Source organism: Paenibacillus sp. 1011MAR3C5, from assembly GCF_003591485.1.
Lineage (GTDB): Bacteria > Bacillota > Bacilli > Paenibacillales > Paenibacillaceae > Pristimantibacillus.
Map to the genome: position 1 here is coordinate 802,258 of NZ_QZCF01000002.1, position 18,840 is coordinate 821,097.

The window sequence follows — 18,840 nt, forward strand, 5'->3', positions numbered from 1 at the left end:
GGCATGTATCAGACATTCATATTCGATGTGGACGGCACGCTGATCGATACCGAGAAGGCGGTGCTGGGTTCGCTGCAGAAGCTGCTGAAGCTTGATTACGGACAACATCTGGAAGCGGAGCAATTATCGTTTGTGCTTGGCATACCGGGCGCAGACGCGCTTCCGCAGCTAGGGATTGAGGATATTGATCGCGCGAATGAGCGATGGAACGAATATATGGTTGATTTTGCCCATACAATCACGATGTTTAACGGCATTAACAGTATGTTAATGGCATTAAATAATGAGGATGTAACTACAGGCATCGTCACATCAAAAACAACGGATGAGCTTCAAGCGGATTTCGTGCCGCATGGGCTCATGGACAAGCTGCATTATGTGGTGTGCGCAGACGACACAAGCAGGCATAAGCCTCATCCTGAGCCGCTGCTAAAGTTTCTGGAGTTATCCGGAGCGAATCCTGCGACATCTCTTTATATCGGAGATACCATCTATGACGCGCAATGCGCGCGTGATGCTGGAATCGATTTTGCGCTTGCCTTATGGGGCTGCGGCAATCCGGACACCATTGATGCGAAGCACCGGCTCAACTCTCCGAGCGAGCTGTTAGACTTGATCATGAGCAGGGGAAGGGAGCATTCAGAATGATCGTACAGGATGAGAAATTTGCCTTGCCTTCGAAGAGCATCAATTATTTGCTGGCCTTGCCCGAAGCTTATGAGCAGGATGGCGCGGCAGAGTGGCCGCTCATTCTGTTCCTGCATGGTTCCAATCGCCGTGGGGACGACATTGCGCTTCTTCGCGATTATGGTTTGAACACCAGATTGCAGCATGGCAATGGCCAGCCCTTTTTGGTATTGACCCCTCAATGTCCGGGAGATTCGTCATGGACGGATGAACTCGAGAATATCATGCTGCTTGTCGATGATATCCTTGATCACTATAGCGTAGACCGGAAATGTGTCTATCTGACGGGATTCAGCATGGGCGGACATGGCGCATGGTACTATGCGGCACATAAGCCCGGACTATTCGCAGCAGTATCGCCACTATCCGGCTGGTTCAACCCCGATCAGGCGGAATTGCTGAAGGATATTCCGATTTGGGCATTCCATGGCGATGCCGATGATGTTGTGCCGTTCGAGAGAACGCATGAGATGATTGAGGCATTGAAAGACATGAATCCGCAAATACGATTTACCCCCATTCCCGGCGAAGGCCATCGAATTATGCATTATGCCTACGATCAGGATGAGTGGATCGAGTGGATGCTGTCACACAAGCTCAAGATCTGACTACGTGGTTCAATGCGATCTTCTCCAGGCAATATATCAACAGCCCATAGCTGATTTACATGCAGGTTTTCGGCCAGTTTGCGCGATAGCCTGTCCACATTCGCCCAAAATCGGTTATAATGATGAAGAATCCATAAAGAAGAAAGTGGGAGCAGCATGGGTCGTAAATGGAACAATATTAAAGAAAAGAAAGCGTCCAAGGACGCGAATACAAGCCGGATATACGCCAAGTTCGGCGTTGAAATTTATGTAGCCGCCAAAAAAGGCGAGCCGGACCCTGAGTCCAACCGTGCGCTTAAAGTGGTACTTGAGCGTGCCAAAACGTATAACGTGCCAAAAGCGATTATCGATCGCGCGATCGATAAGGCCAAAGGCGCCGGAGATGAGAACTATCAAGAACTGCGCTACGAAGGCTTCGGTCCGAACGGTTCGATGGTTATCGTAGACACGCTGACCAATAACGTGAACCGTACAGCGCCAGCTGTACGCTCCGCCTTCAACAAAGCAGGAGGAAGCATGGGTGTCAGCGGCTCTGTGGCGTATATGTTCGATGCGACTGCCGTTATCGGCGTATCGGGCAAGTCGCTGGACGAAGTGATGGAGCTGATGCTGGAGTCCGACGTTGACGTTCGCGATATCGTCGAGGAAGACGAATCGGTCATCGTGTACGCGGAGCCAGATCAATTCCATGCGGTACAAGAAGCATTCAAGCAAGCGGGAATTACGGAATTCGACATTGCCGAGCTGACGATGCTGGCTCAGAACTATGTCACATTGCCATCCGCCGAGAGCCTGGCGCAATTCGAGAAGCTGATCGACGCGCTGGAGGATCTCGAGGATGTACAGCAGGTATACCATAACGTGGAGCTGGAAGACTAAGTCATCTGCTCCCATGAACAAAGCCGCGACTACTGTCGCGGCTTTGTTGGCATAAGTACGCTGCATTTTCATTTAGAAAAAAGAATAGGAGGTATCTATGATGAGAGCCATTGTACAAGAACCAGAATCGAATCGCTTGATTATTGGAGAAGCGGCAGCTCCCGATCCATCCTATGGCGAGCTGTTGATTGAGGTAAAAGCTACTGCGCTCAATCGAGCCGATTTACTGCAGAAGCGAGGTTTCTATCCGCCTCCGTCAGGCGCGTCCCCGATACTGGGACTGGAAATGGCGGGAACCGTGCTGGAAGGGGCTGGCTCCTGGAAGCCCGGCGATCGTGTGATGGCTTTGCTGCCGGGAGGGGGCTATGCGGAGCGTGTGCGCATTCCTGTCGGTATGGCGATGCCGATTCCGAAAGGACTTTCTTTTGCCGAAGCGGCAGGTATCCCGGAGGTTTTCCTGACCGCTTACCTCAACCTGTTCCAATTAGGCGGACTCCAGGCCGGCCAGACGGTACTGGTTCATGCGGGAGCAAGCGGCGTAGGAACTGCGGCTATCCAACTGGCGAAGTCAGCGGGATGCGATGTCATCGCGACAGCAGGCTCCGCAGACAAATTGGATGCTTGCTTGAAGCTGGGCGCAGATGCAACAATTGATTATAAAGAGGGTCCGTTCCTGCCGAAGGTGCTGGAGGCTACAGCCGGAAGAGGGGTAGACGTCATAATGGACTTTGTCGGCGCGTCCTATTGGGAACAGAATTTGTCGGCGCTTGCTCTTGACGGAAAGCTCATTGTCATTGGCCTGTTAGGCGGTGCCAAGGCGACAGAAGTGAATTTGTCACAGCTCATTGCGCGGCGCCTGCAGATCATCGGAACTTCACTTAGGACATTGCCCCCTGACCGCAAGGAAGCCTTGACCGCTGAGTTCAAGGAGCGGTTTTTGCCGCTTTTTGCGAGCGGATCTATCCGTCCCGTCATTGACTCGGAATGGAATTGGAGCCAGGCAGAGGAGGCGCATGCCTATATGGAGAGCAATCGCAACATCGGGAAGATTATTTTAACGATTTTGTAATCCGCGGCAAAATGGATGACATCCAACCTGTCACCAATCATCCGGTATACTGATGGCACATAGGAGGAATTCAAGGTTGAAACGATCGGACAGGCTTATGGCCATTCTTATTGCCTTGCAGCAGAAGCCGGCAACCGCACAGTCGCTGGCCGATAAGCTGGAAGTGTCGAAACGAACCATTGTGCGCGATATGCAGTCGCTCGCGGAGATTGGCATCCCGCTATATGCAGTGTCTGGGCCTTCTGGCGGCTATCGCTTGATGGAGGGGTATTCACTGCCGCCGCTGCACTTCAGCTCGAAGGAAGCTCTCGTCATCCTGTTTGCGCTTAATGCGGTCATCCGGTTATCTGATACTCCGTTCCATCAGGCGCGCTGGACGGTGATGGACAAGATTCGCTCTACACTTCCGCAAAGCATGCTGGAGCAGGTGGAGCCGGTCTTGGACAGGCTGGAGATCGACATTCCGGATCGTCCGCAGCGTACGCCGCTGCTTGATCGTTTGCTGGCGCATGTCGCTGAATCCGTATGGATTCTAGCGCATTACCGTTCGGAGAAACAGCAGCGATGGCTTCATATACAGCCGAAGCGTGTGTACATGGCTCATGGCTTCTGGTATTGCGAGGCATACTCTCATGAACATGGGGAGCAGAGAAGCTTCCGGGTAGACCGGTTCCTGGAGCTGAAGCCAACGCAGCCGCCGGTGTCCACAGCCTCCGAACCTGCGAGCACCGAATCGGGGAGCATCCAGGCGAAGCAGGCCCCCATCGCCATCCATGCCACTCTTACTTATCGCGGGGCCCTACTCGCAGAGCAGGATGCACATGTCGGACATTACGTCAGGCAGATCGACGACAGTGAGTGGGAGCTGCGGTTCGATTGTCCTGCGGTTGAACGGGACTGGGCGGTAAAGTTCTTTTACGGCATGGGAATGGATGCCACGGTGGTGGAACCTGATGAGCTTCGGCGCGAATTGCATGAGTTGGGCTGCAAGCTTGCCGATCGGTATGCCAGAAATTGAAATCCTTTTAGATGAAAGGGAGGTAGACGACGATGTCATCCACACAGTTGTTCGAACATGCAAGAACGTTCATTTACCGTAATGCTAGATTATTGGACCGGCAGCGGTTCGCGTATTGGTTCGAGGGAGGAAGCAAGGATAGCGTGCTGGAAGCGCTGGCCGCTTATCAAAATGAGGATGGCGGATTCGGCCATGCGCTGGAGCCAGATATCCGTTGTCCGCAAAGCCAGCCTGTTCCGACCGAGCAAGCGCTCATTATCATCGATGAGCTGGAGGCCTACGACACGAAGCTAATCGACGGCATCATTCGCTATTTGAAGAGCATAACATTACCTGAGGGCGGCCTGCCGCTTGCCTTTCGCAGCCTTATGGCATATCCGCATGCCCCGTGGTGGATAACGGAGAAGGATGACGTGCCGAATTTGAACCCGACTGGTCATATCCTGGGACTATTAATGAAGCATCCACGCTGGGCGGAATGGGAGCAGGAGGAGTGGGTTCAGCGAAACCTTCGCTTCGTCTGGCAAGCCATGAAGAAGCCTGAACCGGGTGAATATCATGAAGGCGTGCAATGGATTTCGTTCCTGGAGCATGCGACTGTCACGCCGCAAACCTTGCTTGCCAAAGAGAAGCTGGATGCTTGGCTGTCCAAGGACGGGGTAATCGAACGCGATCCCTATGCGGAAGGATATGTACAGAAAGTACTGGACTGGGTTGCTGCTCCCGACAGCTATGCTGCAAAGTTCGTTTTGCAGGCTGAATTGGATGGGCATCTTGATGCGATGATCAAGCAGCAGTCGGAAGACGGCGGCTGGCTGATCAGCTTTCCGGCGGCTAGCCCACTCGGTGAACTGGAGTGGCGCGGAGCACTTACTGTAGAAAGGCTAAAGACGCTTCGCGCATTCGGCAAGCTTTGATCCTGATCATTACAAGCTGTTGCTATGAACGAAATTCTGCAAACATTCATCGCGTTTATTCATAGGCTGCCGCTGCACTCTCTATTACAATAAAGACAAGCTAGCTGAAGACAGTTCACGAACAGGGGATGAGCCAAGTGGAAGATTTTCGATACCCAATAGGCACGTTTAACTTTCATGGAGAGATTGACGCAGCCCAGCGGAAGATCTGGATCGGTCAGATCGCTTCTTTGCCGATCCAACTTCGTAACGCCGTTGCCGGCTTATCGGCCGAGCAATTGAGCACGCCGTACCGGGATGGAGGCTGGACGGTCAGGCAGGTTATCCATCATGTCGCAGACAGCCATATGAATGCTTATATTCGCTTGAAGCTGGCGCTGACAGAAGATAATCCTGCTATCAAGCCGTATCACGAGGATCGCTGGGCGGAGCTGCACGATTCAGAGCTGGAGCCCGCTGAGACATCGCTGGTTTTGCTGGATGCACTGCATCGAAGATGGACGACGCTTCTTCAGTCCTTATCACAGGATGTCTATCAACGTACGTTCTATCATCCTGAGCAGCAGAAGTCGACTTCACTGGATGTGAACCTGGGCATGTACGCCTGGCACGGCCGTCATCATCTGGCCCATATCGTGAATTTGAAGGAGCGCAAAGGCTGGTAGAGCAGTCCCCGTACTTGCAGCTTGCGGTTAACAGAATAGAAAAAATGATATAATTTCATGATCTTTTATACTTTGCAATGAATTGTCAATACACCGCTAGACTGCTCAAAACCTATCCATTAGAATGAATTTCTAGTATATAAAAGGGTGGGTGGAGACATGAGTGAAGTAGAGTTGGAGTTGGAATCCAGAGTCATTGAAGGCGCGCTCGATGCGAGTCCCGGCTCGGTCGATATGGACGAGAGCCAGTTAATCAAGCTTGACAATCATATCCAGGGACTGATGGCCGCCGAGAAGCTTCAAGGCGGAAGCTATTTGGTCGCAAGACACGGCAAGATTGTGGCGTGGCGTTCCATGGGCGCACTGACCGGCACGACAGGCACAGGCGAATTGCTGCCGGATGCCATAATGAAGATTTCGTCTATTACGAAGGCTTTTACCGCTGTAGCCATCGTTAAGCTGATTGAAGACGGCAAGCTTTATCTGGATCAGCCGGTAGCGACGATTCTGAAGGAATTCGACAATCCCATGCATGGGAATATTACCTTGTTTCACTTGTTGACGCACACCTCGGGTCTTATGCCGGTCACCGGCTATTACAATGAGCCTTATCCTCGTCCATGGTGGGGCGAAAACGGTATGGAAGGCTGGATCGCCAAGCAATTGGAGGGCACGCTCGCTTGCGAGCCAGGCACAGCCTACAATTATTCGGGTGCCGGCTTCATGCTGCTGGGCGAAGTGATTCGCCGCGTATCCGGGCAAAGCTACGAATCGTATATAATTGATAATATCGTTGAACCCCTAAAGCTGCGTCGAACGTTTTTCCAAGTTCCGGAGTACTTGCACGGTGAAGTATTGACGATCTCGCAATATGATCTGGATGCACTCAAGGATCAGGATGACGAGGACCTTCGTTACCCGCCTAGATCGGCAAGCGGCCTGTACTCGACCTTGTATGATCTGTGGAGATTCAGCCAGATGCTGCTGAATGGCGGTACTTTCGAGGGAACCCGCATTTTGGGCCGGAAGTCGGTCGAGCTTCTGACCAAGCGCCATCTGTTCCAAGTGCCGGCTTATCATTGGGGCGGCAAAGTGACGGACAAAGGCCATGCGCTCGGCATCGATCTCGCCATTGACCATATGTCCTATGAATCCATTGGTACGTATCAGATGGAGGGAGCCGGCAGATCGGCTATGTTCGTTGATCCCGTTGAGAAATTGATCGTCACCTTCTTCGTTCCGTCCGTATATTCCTGGGTGCCGGAATCGGTCCTTGGCACAAAACAAATCATTTGGTCGAGCTTGAAATAATTCGAGTGCGCACGGTCCGTGTGCCGCAAAAGATTCATATGAGCATTTAGCCCGCGCTGTCAGCGGGCTTTTTTTTGACATTCGAATGATTGGCTCTCCTTCACTTTTCGCTATAATAGAAGCAAAGACGTCGTGGAGGTATTTTGCATGAATGAATCTGTCCCAATCAGCATCCAGCAATTGATGCAACCGATCGCAGCTTGCAAACAGAGGCACATTGATCAGGTACGATATCCTGGTCGGGTTCCGCCAGCTTTATGACCGGGTGCATGATGAGAAGATCCGCGAAGGATCGCTTAAGCTCATCGAGCTGGAACTGGACCCCAAATACCGGAAAAAAGTACGCAGCCGTCTGGAATAAGTGAGATTGTCATGGCGACATTCGAGCAGGCAAGGCGTTTATCATAGGCAATCCACGACGAAATAAGGGGAGTGGGCCTCTTGAAAAAACAAGTGGCGGAAGGTAGAGAAGGCCATGCAGGATCGGCGTCACAACAGAGATGGCTCATTGGCATTTGCTCGCTAATTCTAATTGCCGGAGTCGCTATTGTCTTACAGATGGGTTCCAACAAATCCAAATCATTCCCCGTCCCGGCCGCAATGGCGCAATTGAAGTTAACTCTGCTAGGCAATGAGATCAGCAGCAGCTATAAGCTGGCTGGCCCCGCCATCGTCAATGACTTTCAAGCAACGGTAACGGACGGGGAATTGGAAGCCTTGGGCTTTACCATGGTGACACGTATGAAGGGAGGATCGTTCAAATTAGTGAATGCTCACCTGAATCGGATAGCCGTACGCGAAGAATCGCTTCGAACAAGAAGCAATACAACGGAGCATTGGTCATCCTTCGACGAATCTGTCTCCGCCAGCCAGTTATTTGTCAAGCTTGATCAGTTGCAGAATTGGGTAAGGGGGCATTCTAGTGATTATTCATTGACGGTTAGCACTCAAAAATATCTCTATGCGCTTGATGCCGACTATTATCAACTCACCAATGATGGAGTTGTGCCTTTAAGAGAGCCCTTGTCCATTGCTTCCTATGCAGCTATTATTCAAGAGACATCCGACAAATCACAAGCTGTCGTTTATTTTGATGAATATTGATTTTGAATGAGATAGAAGAGCATACCCGCGCAAACGAAAATAAGCCCCTCTAGCGAGGAGGCTTATTCGGCGTTACGCCTTACCCGATCGATTGTCATAGGTGAAGCCAGGCATTTTTACAACGGGCCACTTCTCTTTGCGCAAATGGGAGAGGAAGCCTCCTCCCACGTTCAAATTGCTCGCTACAAGCGCTTGCGGCGTCAAAGCCAGCCATTGGTTAAGAGAGACATCGGCAAAACGATCGCTTTTGAACATTTCGAGAAACCACAGCGTTTCGGTGCCTGTATTCTGAATATAATGTCCGAAGGCAAACGGCACATAACCGACATCGCCCGCTCGAACGTCATAGGTGCGTGCGTTGCCTTCAGCACCGAAGACGGTCATCCGACCTTGGCCCGTCAAATAATATTGCCATTCGTCATTATTGGGATGCCAATGCAGCTCTCTCATTGCGCCGGGCTGAATCTCCACGAGCGCAGCGGCAATCGTCTTGGATATCGGAAAGTTGCTGGAATCGACGATTCGCACGCTGCCGCCGGGCGTCTTTAAAGGCGGCTGCGCAAGCAGCTTATGCGTAAACGGCAAAGGAACTTTTCCGTAAGGCGATTGAACGGCCTGAGTAGAAATCGGCCCTGGAACTTCACCTTGATAGATATAGACTTGCTCTCGTGGTATGGCGGCGAGTTCTGACTCCGGAATGCCAAAGTTGGCGGACAACACTTCCTTGGGCGTATGGGCGAACCAATCGGATAGCGACAGCGTGTTCAGATCGGAGAAATGGCCGTCATCGAATACTAGCAGAAACTCGCAGCCTTCCTCCAGCCCTTGAATGGAATGCGGAATGCCGGGAGGGAAATACCAGAGATCGCCCGGTCCCACATCGGCAATAAAGTTTCTGCCATTCTGATCGACGGCTGTGATTCTGGCGCGTCCAATTAGCATATAGGACCATTCCGCCTGCTGATGCCAGTGCAGCTCGCGCACACCGCCCGGAGTCAGACTCATATTGACGCCGGCAAGCGTGGTGGCGATCGGCAGCTCTCTAATGGTGATCTCCCGCGACCAGCCGCCATGATTGAGCTGCATATGCGTATCCGAGAACGAAAATCTGACATTCGGTATGAGTCCGTTGTCCGTAACCGGGGGGACCAGCATATCCGGATTTTGACGATCCCGCATCACATCCCGCGGGCCTCGGTCGATGCCGCCAGCCCCGTCGCTCCTGATCGGCTGGGGGATCGGCGAAGGAGAGGACGGAACTCCGGAACCCGGAACTCGATGCTCCTCACTCATGCAAGTTACCTCCTTCAGTCATCGATATGTTCCGCTCGCAGATCGGAGAGTCCCGGGACGAAATACGGAACGTAACGACGTTGTTTCCGTATGGTTATGTAGGGGTACAATGAATTAGACATAGGAAGCAGCAGAAAGAGGAAGGGTAGGGCGATGGAGAGTATGAAAATGAAGAAGTGGAGCATCCTGTTATTAATGGCATTAACCATGATGGTCACATCTGGCTGCGGCCTATTGGAGAGTGTCAACCAGGGTGTTAACTTTGCAACCGAAACGACAGAATATATGAATAACCTAGATAGCTTCAGACAAGAGATGAATGGGCTGGCCGAGCAAGCGCTAACGAATCTGGACGCAAGAACGGATTTGAAGAATAAGCTTCTTGCATTGAAGGATCAAATCATGAGCTACAAGAATCTGGAAGTGCCCGATTATGCCAAGGATATTCATGCCACCATAATAGGCTATAACGACAAGCTCCAGCAGGGACTGGATCAGGCGCTGACGAACATCGAGCAAGGAAGAGCCGCCTTCGAATCCACGGGCTTACCCGACACGATGAACAAAATCAATGAGCTGCTAGGCCAATTGAACGCGCTGAATCCCAACTAAAAGGAGCCTCCATGGCACGGACATGGAGGCTCCTTCTCATAAGGCAAAGAGGAAGGAGGACTGGCTATGTCCTGGATTGCGGCGCAGTCCTACTATAAAGTCGAACGCATCTTGACGGGAACAGAAATGAAGGCGGTCAAGGAACCGCGGCAGATGCTGCTGTATGACGGACATCTTCAGACAAAGCGGCGCAGCTTCCCGCTTGATGAGGTCCATGATCTGTCGTTCCGTCCGATGGGTGAGGAGGGTGGCATCCTGTATGTGCATACTGGCCATGGCGTATACGCTTATACCGTGCCGGAAGACCCGGCAGCATTTATCGAGATTTTCAAGCAGCATACAGAAGCGAAATGAGCTTCATGCCTATAGAAGCAAAAATGTGACTTTGGGCTACTGATCTCTGATCAAATGGATGTGGTGTGCAGACAGAAAACCTTCCAGTGAACCATGGTTGCCAACCGGGTCCGGCCACGTTACAATGTGTGAGGGCCTCATCAGGTATCATTCACAAGGAGAGTGCAAGAGTCTTGTCATCAGCGTCTATATCATCAGCACAGCAACCTTCTCCCTATCGATTGCTGACACTTCTGCTCGTAGTCGTAGTTGCGGGTATGAGCCAAGGCATGCTGCTGCCTTTATTATCGATTATGCTGGAGGATGCCGGCGTCTCATCCGATCTGAACGGCATCAATTCTGCAGCTATGTACATCGGTATTTTCTGCACGATGTTTTTCATCGAAAAACCGGTTCTTCGGTTTGGCTATAAAAAAGTGATGGTTACCGGTATTGTGCTAGTCACAATGTCCACTCTGTTATTCCCGCTTACACATTCGTTGGCGGCATGGTTTATTCTACGGCTGATTGTCGGCGTAGGTGATAGCGCCTTGCACTATGCGTCGCAGCTCTGGATTGTGAGTACCGCTCCGTCCGATCGACGAGGCCGCTACATATCTCTCTACGGCATGTCGTATGGCCTCGGCTTCAGTATCGGACCGCTGGGCATTAACTTGATGCCGCTGGGCAGAGCCGTACCATTTCTGGTTTCCAGTCTGTTCTTTATTACTGTCCTGCTGATTGTGCTTCGCATGTCGAACGAATGGCCAGAGCGGGCAGCCAAAGGCGTGAAGACAGAAAATCGTTTTCTGACGACTTACCGGGTAGCATGGTTTGTCCTTATTCCCGGATTCCTCTACGGCTTAATGGAGTCGTCGATGAACAGCAACTTCCCGTTATACGGATTGCGCATCGACATAGGCCAACACTGGATTTCACTGCTGTTGCTGTCGTTCGGCATCGGAAGCTTGATTCTGCAGTTGCCGCTCGGCATATGGAGCGACCGGATTGGACGCAAGCCGATATTGATTGCTTGCGGCATAATTGGATCGATCGTCTTCCTTGCTATTCCAGCTGCGGGCAACCAGATCGCCTTGTTGTTCGTTCTCTTTACCTTGGCGGGGGGTGTTGTCGGTTCGTTCTATTCGCTGGGGCTGGCTTACGCGGCTGACCTGCTGCCTAAGTCGATCTTGCCTGCCGCTAACGTGATTGCATCCATTCACTTCAGTATTGGAAGTATTCTGGGGCCAACGCTTGGGGGCTTCGGCATCCGTTATGTTTCAACAAACAGCATGTTTCTGTTTTTGGGGACGGCATTTCTAGCTTTTGCGCTGCTAGGCATTCTGTTCCGGCCGAAGCGGCTGTCAGCTGAAGGATAAGCAGGAACTACGTCCCATTATCTGCAGAGGGAGTTACTCTGATGTCAATCGATCAACCATCCGCATCCGGATTTTCGATGTGAATAGAAACAATAAGGGCTTTTCGGAAAGTCGGTTTGCGATTTTTCGAGCTCCACCCAGAGACGAAGTTTTTCGAGAAAAAGGACCTCATTCTCCACGTTGCAGTGGTCATTGAGGTCCTTTCGTGTGCAAACCGGGACGTTTCTTTATCATGCGAATTCTTAGCGTTACCAGTGTGCATACATTGGTGTGATATGTCCAGACGTTCGGCAAAGCTCAATGAGCTGATAGACTCCGTTTAGCTGCAGACGATTGCGGCCATGCAGCACATGCAGTGCTTCTTCGGTCACTTCCTTCGCCTTCTCGACGTCATGATGCTCGACCGCTTTGACGATTGCGCGCATTCGGTCCAGCAAATATACAGTGCGGCGAAGCGTTCGAATGAGCAGAATTTGCCGGATATGCGTAGCGCCGAACACCCGGTAGCCATTCTCCGGATCGCGGTCGGGGACGATTAATCCTTCCTTCTCCCAGTGGCGGATGGCGGATGCCTGTACATTCGTATAAGCGGCTGCTTCGCCAATGCTCATCCGTCCCAGCCGCTTCTTGCCGCTGACAGGAGGAAGATCTGGCTGCTGGAGCAGGGCAAGCGTCTGGTCTGCGATTGACTTTTCTTCATGCAGCATAGCCTGCTCTTTGTTGACCAGCCAGAAGGCGGCGTCAATGTCTCCATTCATGACATGCTTCAGCGTCTGGCAAGTGACGCTTACCCCGAAGCCGGGGAACATCGCCCGCAAACAACGGAAGTAGGCAGCATGAACCTCGGTGTATAGGCGGTAACCGTTAGCCGCTCTCTCAGGACTCGGTATGACACCCCAGGACTCGTAGTGTCGCAATGCGCTTGTACTGATGCTAAGCTCACGGGCAATTTCAATGGGTCGGTAGAATCGCACGGACTGCACCGTCCTTTGTCAAAAAAGTAGATTTCTACTATAACAGACGAACAGCAGCACAGCAAGCCTTCATTTTAAACCTTAAAGTGCTTCAAGAAGCTTACTTCCACAGACAAGAAGGCTCAGGGTTACAACATTGGCACTTGCATCAAGGTAGTATGATAATCTATATCCCACTTGAAAAGGAGAGTGTAGTGATGAAGCTGCATCATGAATGGCCAACCCCCAAGCAATACAATGAGCTTGCCCGTGCAATGGGATTGCCGGATAAAGAGGAGGTGAAGCTGGGTGAGGCTTTGAGCAAGTCCTTATTCGGAGTTACCTTGACAGGTGAGGATGGCGAGATGATTGGCATGGGACGAATTATTGGAGACGGGAGCTACATCTTTATGATCACTGATCTGATCCTTCATCCCGATTCTGCCCATGAAGACCATATATGTGCCATTCTCCAAGCGCTTATGGACTTCATTGAATCAAACGCTTCGCAAGGCGCGGAGATTGTTATTATGGCTGACGTGCCTTCAATCGGGATTTATCAGAAGCACGGCTTCAATTATACCTATCCGAATAAGATTAGCTTAAGCCGGACTCTCTGACGGATAGACAAGCAACAGATGATTGACAACTTCTAACAGTGCCAGTACACTTGTAAAAAATCAACGCCCGATCGAGTTGCTGCTCCTTCCCTTGGGGAAAGGAGCTATTCGATTAGGCAGGGGAGAGCAGGGTAGCAGCATGACGTTCATCGAATTGCTGCCTGGCGATAGAAGGGATTCGCGAGTGCGCTTGTGGGAGAAATCACCAGCAAGTTTAATAAATAAAGTCTATTTAAGATACCTATCAGCCAAATCGTAGATGAAGGAGCAGGACATGCAGATCAAAATCGGAATCATTGGGATAGAATCCATCGTAGTAAAGACGCTGTCGGTTATGAAGGCATTCCCGACCTTCGTACCCGTCACCCGCATCATTGAGCATGAAAAAGATGCGGCTGCCGCCGCCTTAGAAGTAAGCGGCGAGGTAGAGGTGCTTCTTCTCTCCGGACCATTAGCGCATCGCTTGGTCAAGGAACAGCTGCCGCCGTCCATACCGGTTCATTATTTGCCGCTTACAGGGGCCGGATTATATAAGGCGCTGTTCCGCGCCATGCGGGACGGAAAGCTGGAAGGCGGGATATCCGTCGATACGTTGACCAAAACAATCGTGATGCGAACGCTGAAGGATCTTGGCCTGGAGCATACGCGCATCGTTGTCTATGACGGACCGGCTTATGCATCGCCGGATAAGCTGGTAGCCTTTCACCAGTCCCAATTCGCAGCCGATCATTGCTCCGTTGCGTTTACCGGAGTCGAGCATGTCGCAAGGCAGCTTGAGAAGCTTCAAGTACCGAGTGAATGGCTGCTTCCATCCGAACAAGATATGATTGTCACGCTAGAGAGAGCCCTTCTGTCTACGGAATCCCGGCGCAACAAAGAAGCGCAGATTGTGGTCGGCATGATCAATGTCGATGACTTCGGCAAGCTTGTCATGCAGCGGCATAATGAGCATGAAGTACAGAAGCTTAAGCTCGATATTCACCGAATGGTGCTTGGCTATGTTGAGTCGCTTGACGGCTATTCGATGTCGCTTGGCGGTGACGAATTTCTGTTCTTTACGACGCGTGGTATCTTCGAACGTGAGACGGGAGGGTACAAGACGATTCCGCTGGCTAAGGATGCGAACAAAAGCTACGGCATATCGCTTAGCGTAGGGATCGGCTTCGGTGTGACGGCGAATGAAGCCGGGACTAACGCAAGAAGCGCTCTGCGCAAAGCGAAGGAAGCCGGAGGCAATGCTTGCTTTATTGTCAGAGAAGATGTGACGGTCATTGGACCGCTGGAGATGGCCGATCCTGTGCAAGCCGTTCTTGCGCCGACTGAGGCTGCGCTCATTAAACGAGCGGAAGAATCCGGCATGACCAGCGCTTATCTGAGCCGGCTATTGGCGAACATGGCCCGATTCGGCAAGTATGAGTACAAAGTTCATGACCTGGCATCTGTCCTGGGCGTTTCTGTTCGCAGCGCGCATCGTCTGCTGCTTCTGTGGGCTGATCATGGTTTGGTCGAAGTCGCAGGCATGGAGAAGGTGCCGAAAGGAAGGCCTCGTCAAATCTACCGTTTTCCGTTTCTAATGGACAAGTCTCAGTCATAAGCTGCGGCCTGTCCTTTTTTACGCATATTTAAAGTCAATTAAAAGACTTGTCTTTATATCGGAGTGGGTCGTATCATGGGGGTAACGACAACCAAGGAGGTACGAAAATGATGAAAACGATTGCGGAATTGGAAACGAAGCTGGCTCAGCCCTCTGAGGCCTTAATTCAGGATTTGGCGAAGGTAGACGGTGATTTGATCTTGCTCGGAGTCGGTGGGAAGATGGGGCCAAGCCTTGCCAGACTCGCAATGAACGCGATCCGCGAAGGCGGTCTTAACAAGCGCGTGATCGGTGTGTCACGCTTCTCCAATCAGGAAGCGCGGGCCGAGCTTGAAGCATTCGGCGTCGAGACGATCTCTTGTGAGCTATTGGACAATGAAGCGCTGACAGCGCTGCCGAATGCCGCCAATGTGATCTACATGGCGGGCAATAAATTCGGCACGACGGGCAATGAACATTTCACATGGGCCATGAACACGTATCTGCCGGGAAGAGTGGCAGAGAAATTCAAGGATTCACGCATCGTCGTATTCTCCTCCGGCAATATATATCCATTCACCCCTGTGAGCAGCGGAGGCGCAAGTGAAAGCGTATCGCCCGATCCGCTTGGCGAATATGCGCAGTCTACGCTCGGCAGAGAGCGTATCTTCGAATATCACTCGCATCGTAATGGCACACCGATGGTCATGTACCGCCTGAATTATGCGATCGATATGCGCTACGGCGTCCTGCTGGAGCTGGCGAGAGCGATTCATGAAGGCCGTGCGATTAACATCGCAATGGGATTTGCGAATGTGATCTGGCAAGGCGACGCCAATTCGATGGCACTTCGCTGCCTCACGCATTGCTCCAGTCCTCCGTCCGTCATTAACATCACAGGACCAGAGACGGTATCCATTCGCTGGGCGGCAACAGAGCTTGCGAAGCGTCTCGGCAAGGAAGCGCTGTTCGAAGGGACAGAATCAGAAACAGCGCTGCTGAACAATGCGTCGAAGTCGCATCAGTTGTTCGGTTATCCAAGTGTTTCCTTGCTGCAAATGATCGATTGGACGGCGGATTGGGTGCTTCAGGGCGGAGCTACGTGGAATAAGCCGACTCACTTCCAGGAACGAAAGGGGAAATTCTAAATGACCGCTCAACAATTATCGCCAGCGCTGCTGGCTGCACTGCATGACGGACTGGTCATTCCGGCACATCCGCTGGCGCTTGATGAGAATCGCAAGCTCGACGAGAAGCATCAACGGGCATTGACCCGTTACTATATGGCCTCCGGCGCCGGAGGCATCGCGGTTGGCGTTCACTCCACCCAATTTGAAATTCGCGACCCGGAGCATGGACTATTCGAAACGGTGCTTCGCATGGCTGCGGAGGAAGTCGACAAAGCGGGGCTGGATCGCCCGTTTATCAAGGTCGCCGGTGTATGCGGCGGTACGGAGCAAGCGATCGGCGAAGCGCATATTGCGCTGGCGCTTGGCTATGACGCAGCGCTTCTCAGCATGGGAGGACTGTCCGGCTGGAGCGAAGCCGATATCTTGAAACGAACGGAGCAAATTGCAGCTATTATGCCAGTCATCGGCTTTTATCTGCAGCCGTCAGTCGGGGGACGCATCTTCTCCTATGATTTCTGGCGCGCATTCGCCGATATTCCGAATGTTGTTGCGATTAAGATGGCTCCGTTCAACCGCTATCAGACCATAGATGTTGTGCGCGCGGTCTGCTATTCGAACAGAAGGGACGAGATTGCGCTATATACGGGCAACGACGATAATATCGTGGCGGATCTGCTCACGACTTATCGCTTCCAGGTCGATGGCAAGATCGTCGAGAAGTCGATCGTCGGGGGCTTGCTGGGTCATTGGGCGGTATGGACGCAGAAGGCGGTGGAGCTGATGGAAGAAATCAAATCATTCCGCGGTGTAGGGGTCATTTCCAAGGAATGGCTGACCCGTAACATTCAAGTGACCGATTCCAATGCGGCATTTTTCGACCCGGCGAACCACTTCGAGGGGTGCATCCCTGGCATTCATGAAGTGCTCCGCAGACAAGGATTGCTGAAAGGCACATGGTGCCTCAATCCGGAAGAGAAGCTGTCTCCAGGCCAATCGGAAGAGATTGACCGCGTCTACGAACAGTATCCGCATCTGCATGACGATGCGTTCGTCGCGGCTAACCTGGAGAAGTGGCTGAACAACGACTAACGCATGACTTAGGCAGAAAGGGACTTGTCTTATGCGATTCAAGGATGTATTCTCCATTATCGGTCCCAGCATGATCGGCCCCTCCAGTTCCCATACGGCAGGGGCCGTAAGGCTTGGGCGGTGCGCAAGGCAAGCGCTGGGCGCCTCTCCCGAGGAAGCGGTAATTCGTTTCTACGGTTCTTTCGCGGATACGTATATGGGGCACGGCACCGATCTGGCTATTACCGCCGGCATCATGAATTACGATACGGATGATGCTCGCATACGTGATTCCATCAGGCTAGCAGCGGAGGAAGGAATTGCAATCAGCTTTCAATCTGAACTGAGGCCCGGGCCGCATCCCAATACCGCGACTATTCTATTGCGAAGAGGGGTGTGCACCGTTCGGATGACCGGATGTTCCATTGGCGGCGGCAATATCGAATTGGTCGGTGTAAACGGATTTGATGTGAAATTTACCGCCATCTATCCCACACTCCTGATCTACCATCGCGACCGCTCCGGCATCCTGGCGGAGATTACCGATATCGCCAAACATTCCGGCATCAACATAAGCTATATGGAGGTCGACCGTAAGTCGAGGAACGGTGAAGCCTTGACTGTTATTGAGAGTGATCAGCCATTCAAGCCGGAGGCGATCGCAAGCCTGGGGCTGCTGCCCGATGTCAGGGAGATTAGCATAATCGACTTAACGAACAGGGAGGAAGCGCGATGAGATTCTCCACGTTGGAAGAGCTGAAGGAGCTGTGCATGGCGGAATCGCTGACCATCGGGCAGTTGATGGTAAAGGAACAGGCTCTGGAGACGGGCAAGAGCGAATCGCAGGTCATTGAGCAGATGGCGGCATATTATGAAGTTATGAAAGAAGCGGTTCGAAAAGGTCTGCAAGAGGACACAACATCCCGCAGCGGATTAACCGGCAAGGATGCCCAACGCGTCGTCACGTATATGGATAGCAGCGTACCTTCGCTTGGGGCGGAGGCATGCACCGCCCTGGCCTATGCTCTCGCCGTATCGGAGGTGAACGCTTCCATGGGTCGCATCATCGCGACACCGACAGCCGGCTCATGCGGCATCATACCAGGCGTCTTCGTAAGTACGCAGGAACGATTTCATTGGGAGGACCTGCATATGGTATACGGATTGTTCGCAGCTGGAGCAATCGGTTATGTCATAGCCAACAATTCGTTCGTGTCGGGCGCTGAAGGAGGATGTCAGGCGGAAGTTGGCTCTGCAATCGGCATGGCGGCGGGGGCGCTGACCGAGCTGCGGGGCGGATCGCCGGAACAATCGGTCCATGCGGTCGGTTTGGCGCTGAAAAACTCGCTAGGCCTCATCTGTGACCCGGTAGGAGGACTCGTCGAAATTCCATGTATCGTCCGCAACGGCTTTGGTGCGGTAACCGCGCTGGCTGCATCCGATATGGCGCTTGCAGGCGTGCGAAGCGTTATCCCGTCGGATGAAGTGATCGAGGTGATGCTGGAGGTTGGCTCGGCAATGCCGGAGAAGCATCGCGAGACAGCCAAGGGCGGACTGGCTCAGACACCGACCGGTCGCAAGATTATGAATCAACTATATGGGAAGGGAGGGCAATCATGAG

The 18,840-nt window shown here is 52.3% G+C and carries 21 protein-coding genes; 19 read left to right on the forward strand and 2 right to left on the reverse strand.

Annotated features, from left to right (window positions below; genetic code table 11):
- Window positions 1-3 precede the first annotated feature (3 nt).
- The 10 genes from D3P07_RS08880 (at window position 4) to D3P07_RS08920 (ending at window position 8,258) form a co-directional block, all read left to right on the forward strand.
- Window positions 4-648 carry an HAD family hydrolase gene (locus D3P07_RS08880; protein ID WP_119799816.1) on the forward strand — a complete coding sequence of 215 codons (645 nt, stop codon included), beginning with the start codon at window positions 4-6 and terminating at the stop codon, window positions 646-648.
- Complete coding sequence (locus D3P07_RS08885; protein WP_119799817.1) at window positions 645-1,295, forward strand: carboxylesterase family protein; 651 nt, start codon at window positions 645-647, stop codon at window positions 1,293-1,295. The genes D3P07_RS08880 and D3P07_RS08885 overlap by 4 nt, the downstream gene beginning before the upstream one ends.
- A gap of 156 nt (window positions 1,296-1,451) precedes the next feature.
- Window positions 1,452-2,174 carry a YebC/PmpR family DNA-binding transcriptional regulator gene (locus tag D3P07_RS08890; RefSeq protein ID WP_119799818.1) on the forward strand — a complete coding sequence of 241 codons (723 nt, stop codon included), beginning with the start codon at window positions 1,452-1,454 and terminating at the stop codon, window positions 2,172-2,174.
- A gap of 97 nt (window positions 2,175-2,271) precedes the next feature.
- Complete coding sequence (locus D3P07_RS08895) at window positions 2,272-3,243, forward strand: NAD(P)H-quinone oxidoreductase (protein ID WP_182914232.1); 972 nt, start codon at window positions 2,272-2,274, stop codon at window positions 3,241-3,243.
- 76 nt (window positions 3,244-3,319) lie between these two features.
- Window positions 3,320-4,261: a helix-turn-helix transcriptional regulator gene (locus D3P07_RS08900; RefSeq protein WP_119799820.1), complete on the forward strand. Its 942-nt coding sequence runs from the start codon at window positions 3,320-3,322 to the stop codon at window positions 4,259-4,261.
- Window positions 4,262-4,293: 32 nt separating this feature from the next.
- Window positions 4,294-5,178, forward strand: a complete 885-nt coding sequence (locus D3P07_RS08905; RefSeq protein ID WP_119799821.1) for a hypothetical protein — start codon at window positions 4,294-4,296, stop codon at window positions 5,176-5,178.
- Window positions 5,179-5,306: 128 nt separating this feature from the next.
- The gene (locus D3P07_RS08910; RefSeq protein WP_119799822.1) at window positions 5,307-5,843 is read left to right on the forward strand and encodes a YfiT family bacillithiol transferase; all 537 of its coding nucleotides are present in this window, start codon (window positions 5,307-5,309) and stop codon (window positions 5,841-5,843) included.
- 159 nt (window positions 5,844-6,002) lie between these two features.
- On the forward strand, window positions 6,003-7,154 hold the full coding sequence (locus tag D3P07_RS08915) for a serine hydrolase domain-containing protein (RefSeq protein WP_119799823.1): 1,152 nt from the start codon (window positions 6,003-6,005) through the stop codon (window positions 7,152-7,154).
- Window positions 7,155-7,371: 217 nt separating this feature from the next.
- Complete coding sequence (locus D3P07_RS26935) at window positions 7,372-7,515, forward strand: hypothetical protein (protein WP_182914233.1); 144 nt, start codon at window positions 7,372-7,374, stop codon at window positions 7,513-7,515.
- Window positions 7,516-7,595: 80 nt separating this feature from the next.
- Entirely contained in the window at window positions 7,596-8,258 is a 663-nt protein-coding gene (locus D3P07_RS08920; RefSeq protein ID WP_119799824.1) for a hypothetical protein, read from the forward strand.
- A gap of 72 nt (window positions 8,259-8,330) precedes the next feature.
- Here D3P07_RS08920 and D3P07_RS08925 read toward each other — a convergent pair whose 3' ends face one another.
- Window positions 8,331-9,551, reverse strand: a complete 1,221-nt coding sequence (locus D3P07_RS08925; protein ID WP_119799825.1) for an oxalate decarboxylase family bicupin — start codon at window positions 9,549-9,551, stop codon at window positions 8,331-8,333.
- Window positions 9,552-9,704: 153 nt separating this feature from the next.
- Between D3P07_RS08925 and D3P07_RS08930 the strand changes: the two genes are divergently transcribed.
- The 3 genes from D3P07_RS08930 (at window position 9,705) to D3P07_RS08940 (ending at window position 11,875) form a co-directional block, all read left to right on the forward strand.
- Window positions 9,705-10,163, forward strand: coding sequence for a DUF6376 family protein (locus D3P07_RS08930; RefSeq protein ID WP_119799826.1), 459 nt, complete (start codon window positions 9,705-9,707; stop codon window positions 10,161-10,163).
- 66 nt (window positions 10,164-10,229) lie between these two features.
- Window positions 10,230-10,517, forward strand: coding sequence for a hypothetical protein (locus D3P07_RS08935; RefSeq protein WP_119799827.1), 288 nt, complete (start codon window positions 10,230-10,232; stop codon window positions 10,515-10,517).
- 173 nt (window positions 10,518-10,690) lie between these two features.
- A complete protein-coding gene (locus D3P07_RS08940) occupies window positions 10,691-11,875 on the forward strand; it encodes an MFS transporter (protein ID WP_259391403.1) in 1,185 nt (394 codons plus the stop codon).
- 248 nt (window positions 11,876-12,123) lie between these two features.
- On the opposite strand, the gene D3P07_RS08945 is transcribed toward D3P07_RS08940, so the two are convergent.
- On the reverse strand, window positions 12,124-12,849 hold the full coding sequence (locus D3P07_RS08945; protein ID WP_119799828.1) for a MerR family transcriptional regulator: 726 nt from the start codon (window positions 12,847-12,849) through the stop codon (window positions 12,124-12,126).
- A gap of 197 nt (window positions 12,850-13,046) precedes the next feature.
- Between D3P07_RS08945 and D3P07_RS08950 the strand changes: the two genes are divergently transcribed.
- The 6 genes from D3P07_RS08950 (at window position 13,047) to sdaAA (ending at window position 18,839) form a co-directional block, all read left to right on the forward strand.
- Window positions 13,047-13,448: a GNAT family protein gene (locus tag D3P07_RS08950; protein WP_119799829.1), complete on the forward strand. Its 402-nt coding sequence runs from the start codon at window positions 13,047-13,049 to the stop codon at window positions 13,446-13,448.
- Between the two features lie 274 nt (window positions 13,449-13,722).
- Complete coding sequence (locus D3P07_RS08955) at window positions 13,723-15,042, forward strand: hypothetical protein (protein WP_259391404.1); 1,320 nt, start codon at window positions 13,723-13,725, stop codon at window positions 15,040-15,042.
- Window positions 15,043-15,152: 110 nt separating this feature from the next.
- Window positions 15,153-16,169: an NAD-dependent epimerase/dehydratase family protein gene (locus tag D3P07_RS08960; RefSeq protein WP_119800025.1), complete on the forward strand. Its 1,017-nt coding sequence runs from the start codon at window positions 15,153-15,155 to the stop codon at window positions 16,167-16,169.
- Complete coding sequence (locus D3P07_RS08965; RefSeq protein ID WP_119799831.1) at window positions 16,170-17,240, forward strand: dihydrodipicolinate synthase family protein; 1,071 nt, start codon at window positions 16,170-16,172, stop codon at window positions 17,238-17,240.
- Window positions 17,241-17,271: 31 nt separating this feature from the next.
- Complete coding sequence (gene sdaAB / locus D3P07_RS08970; protein WP_119799832.1) at window positions 17,272-17,955, forward strand: L-serine ammonia-lyase, iron-sulfur-dependent subunit beta; 684 nt, start codon at window positions 17,272-17,274, stop codon at window positions 17,953-17,955.
- Entirely contained in the window at window positions 17,952-18,839 is an 888-nt protein-coding gene (sdaAA, locus tag D3P07_RS08975) for an L-serine ammonia-lyase, iron-sulfur-dependent, subunit alpha (RefSeq protein ID WP_119799833.1), read from the forward strand. The genes sdaAB and sdaAA overlap by 4 nt, the downstream gene beginning before the upstream one ends.
- The last annotated feature ends 1 nt before the right edge of the window (window position 18,840 follow it).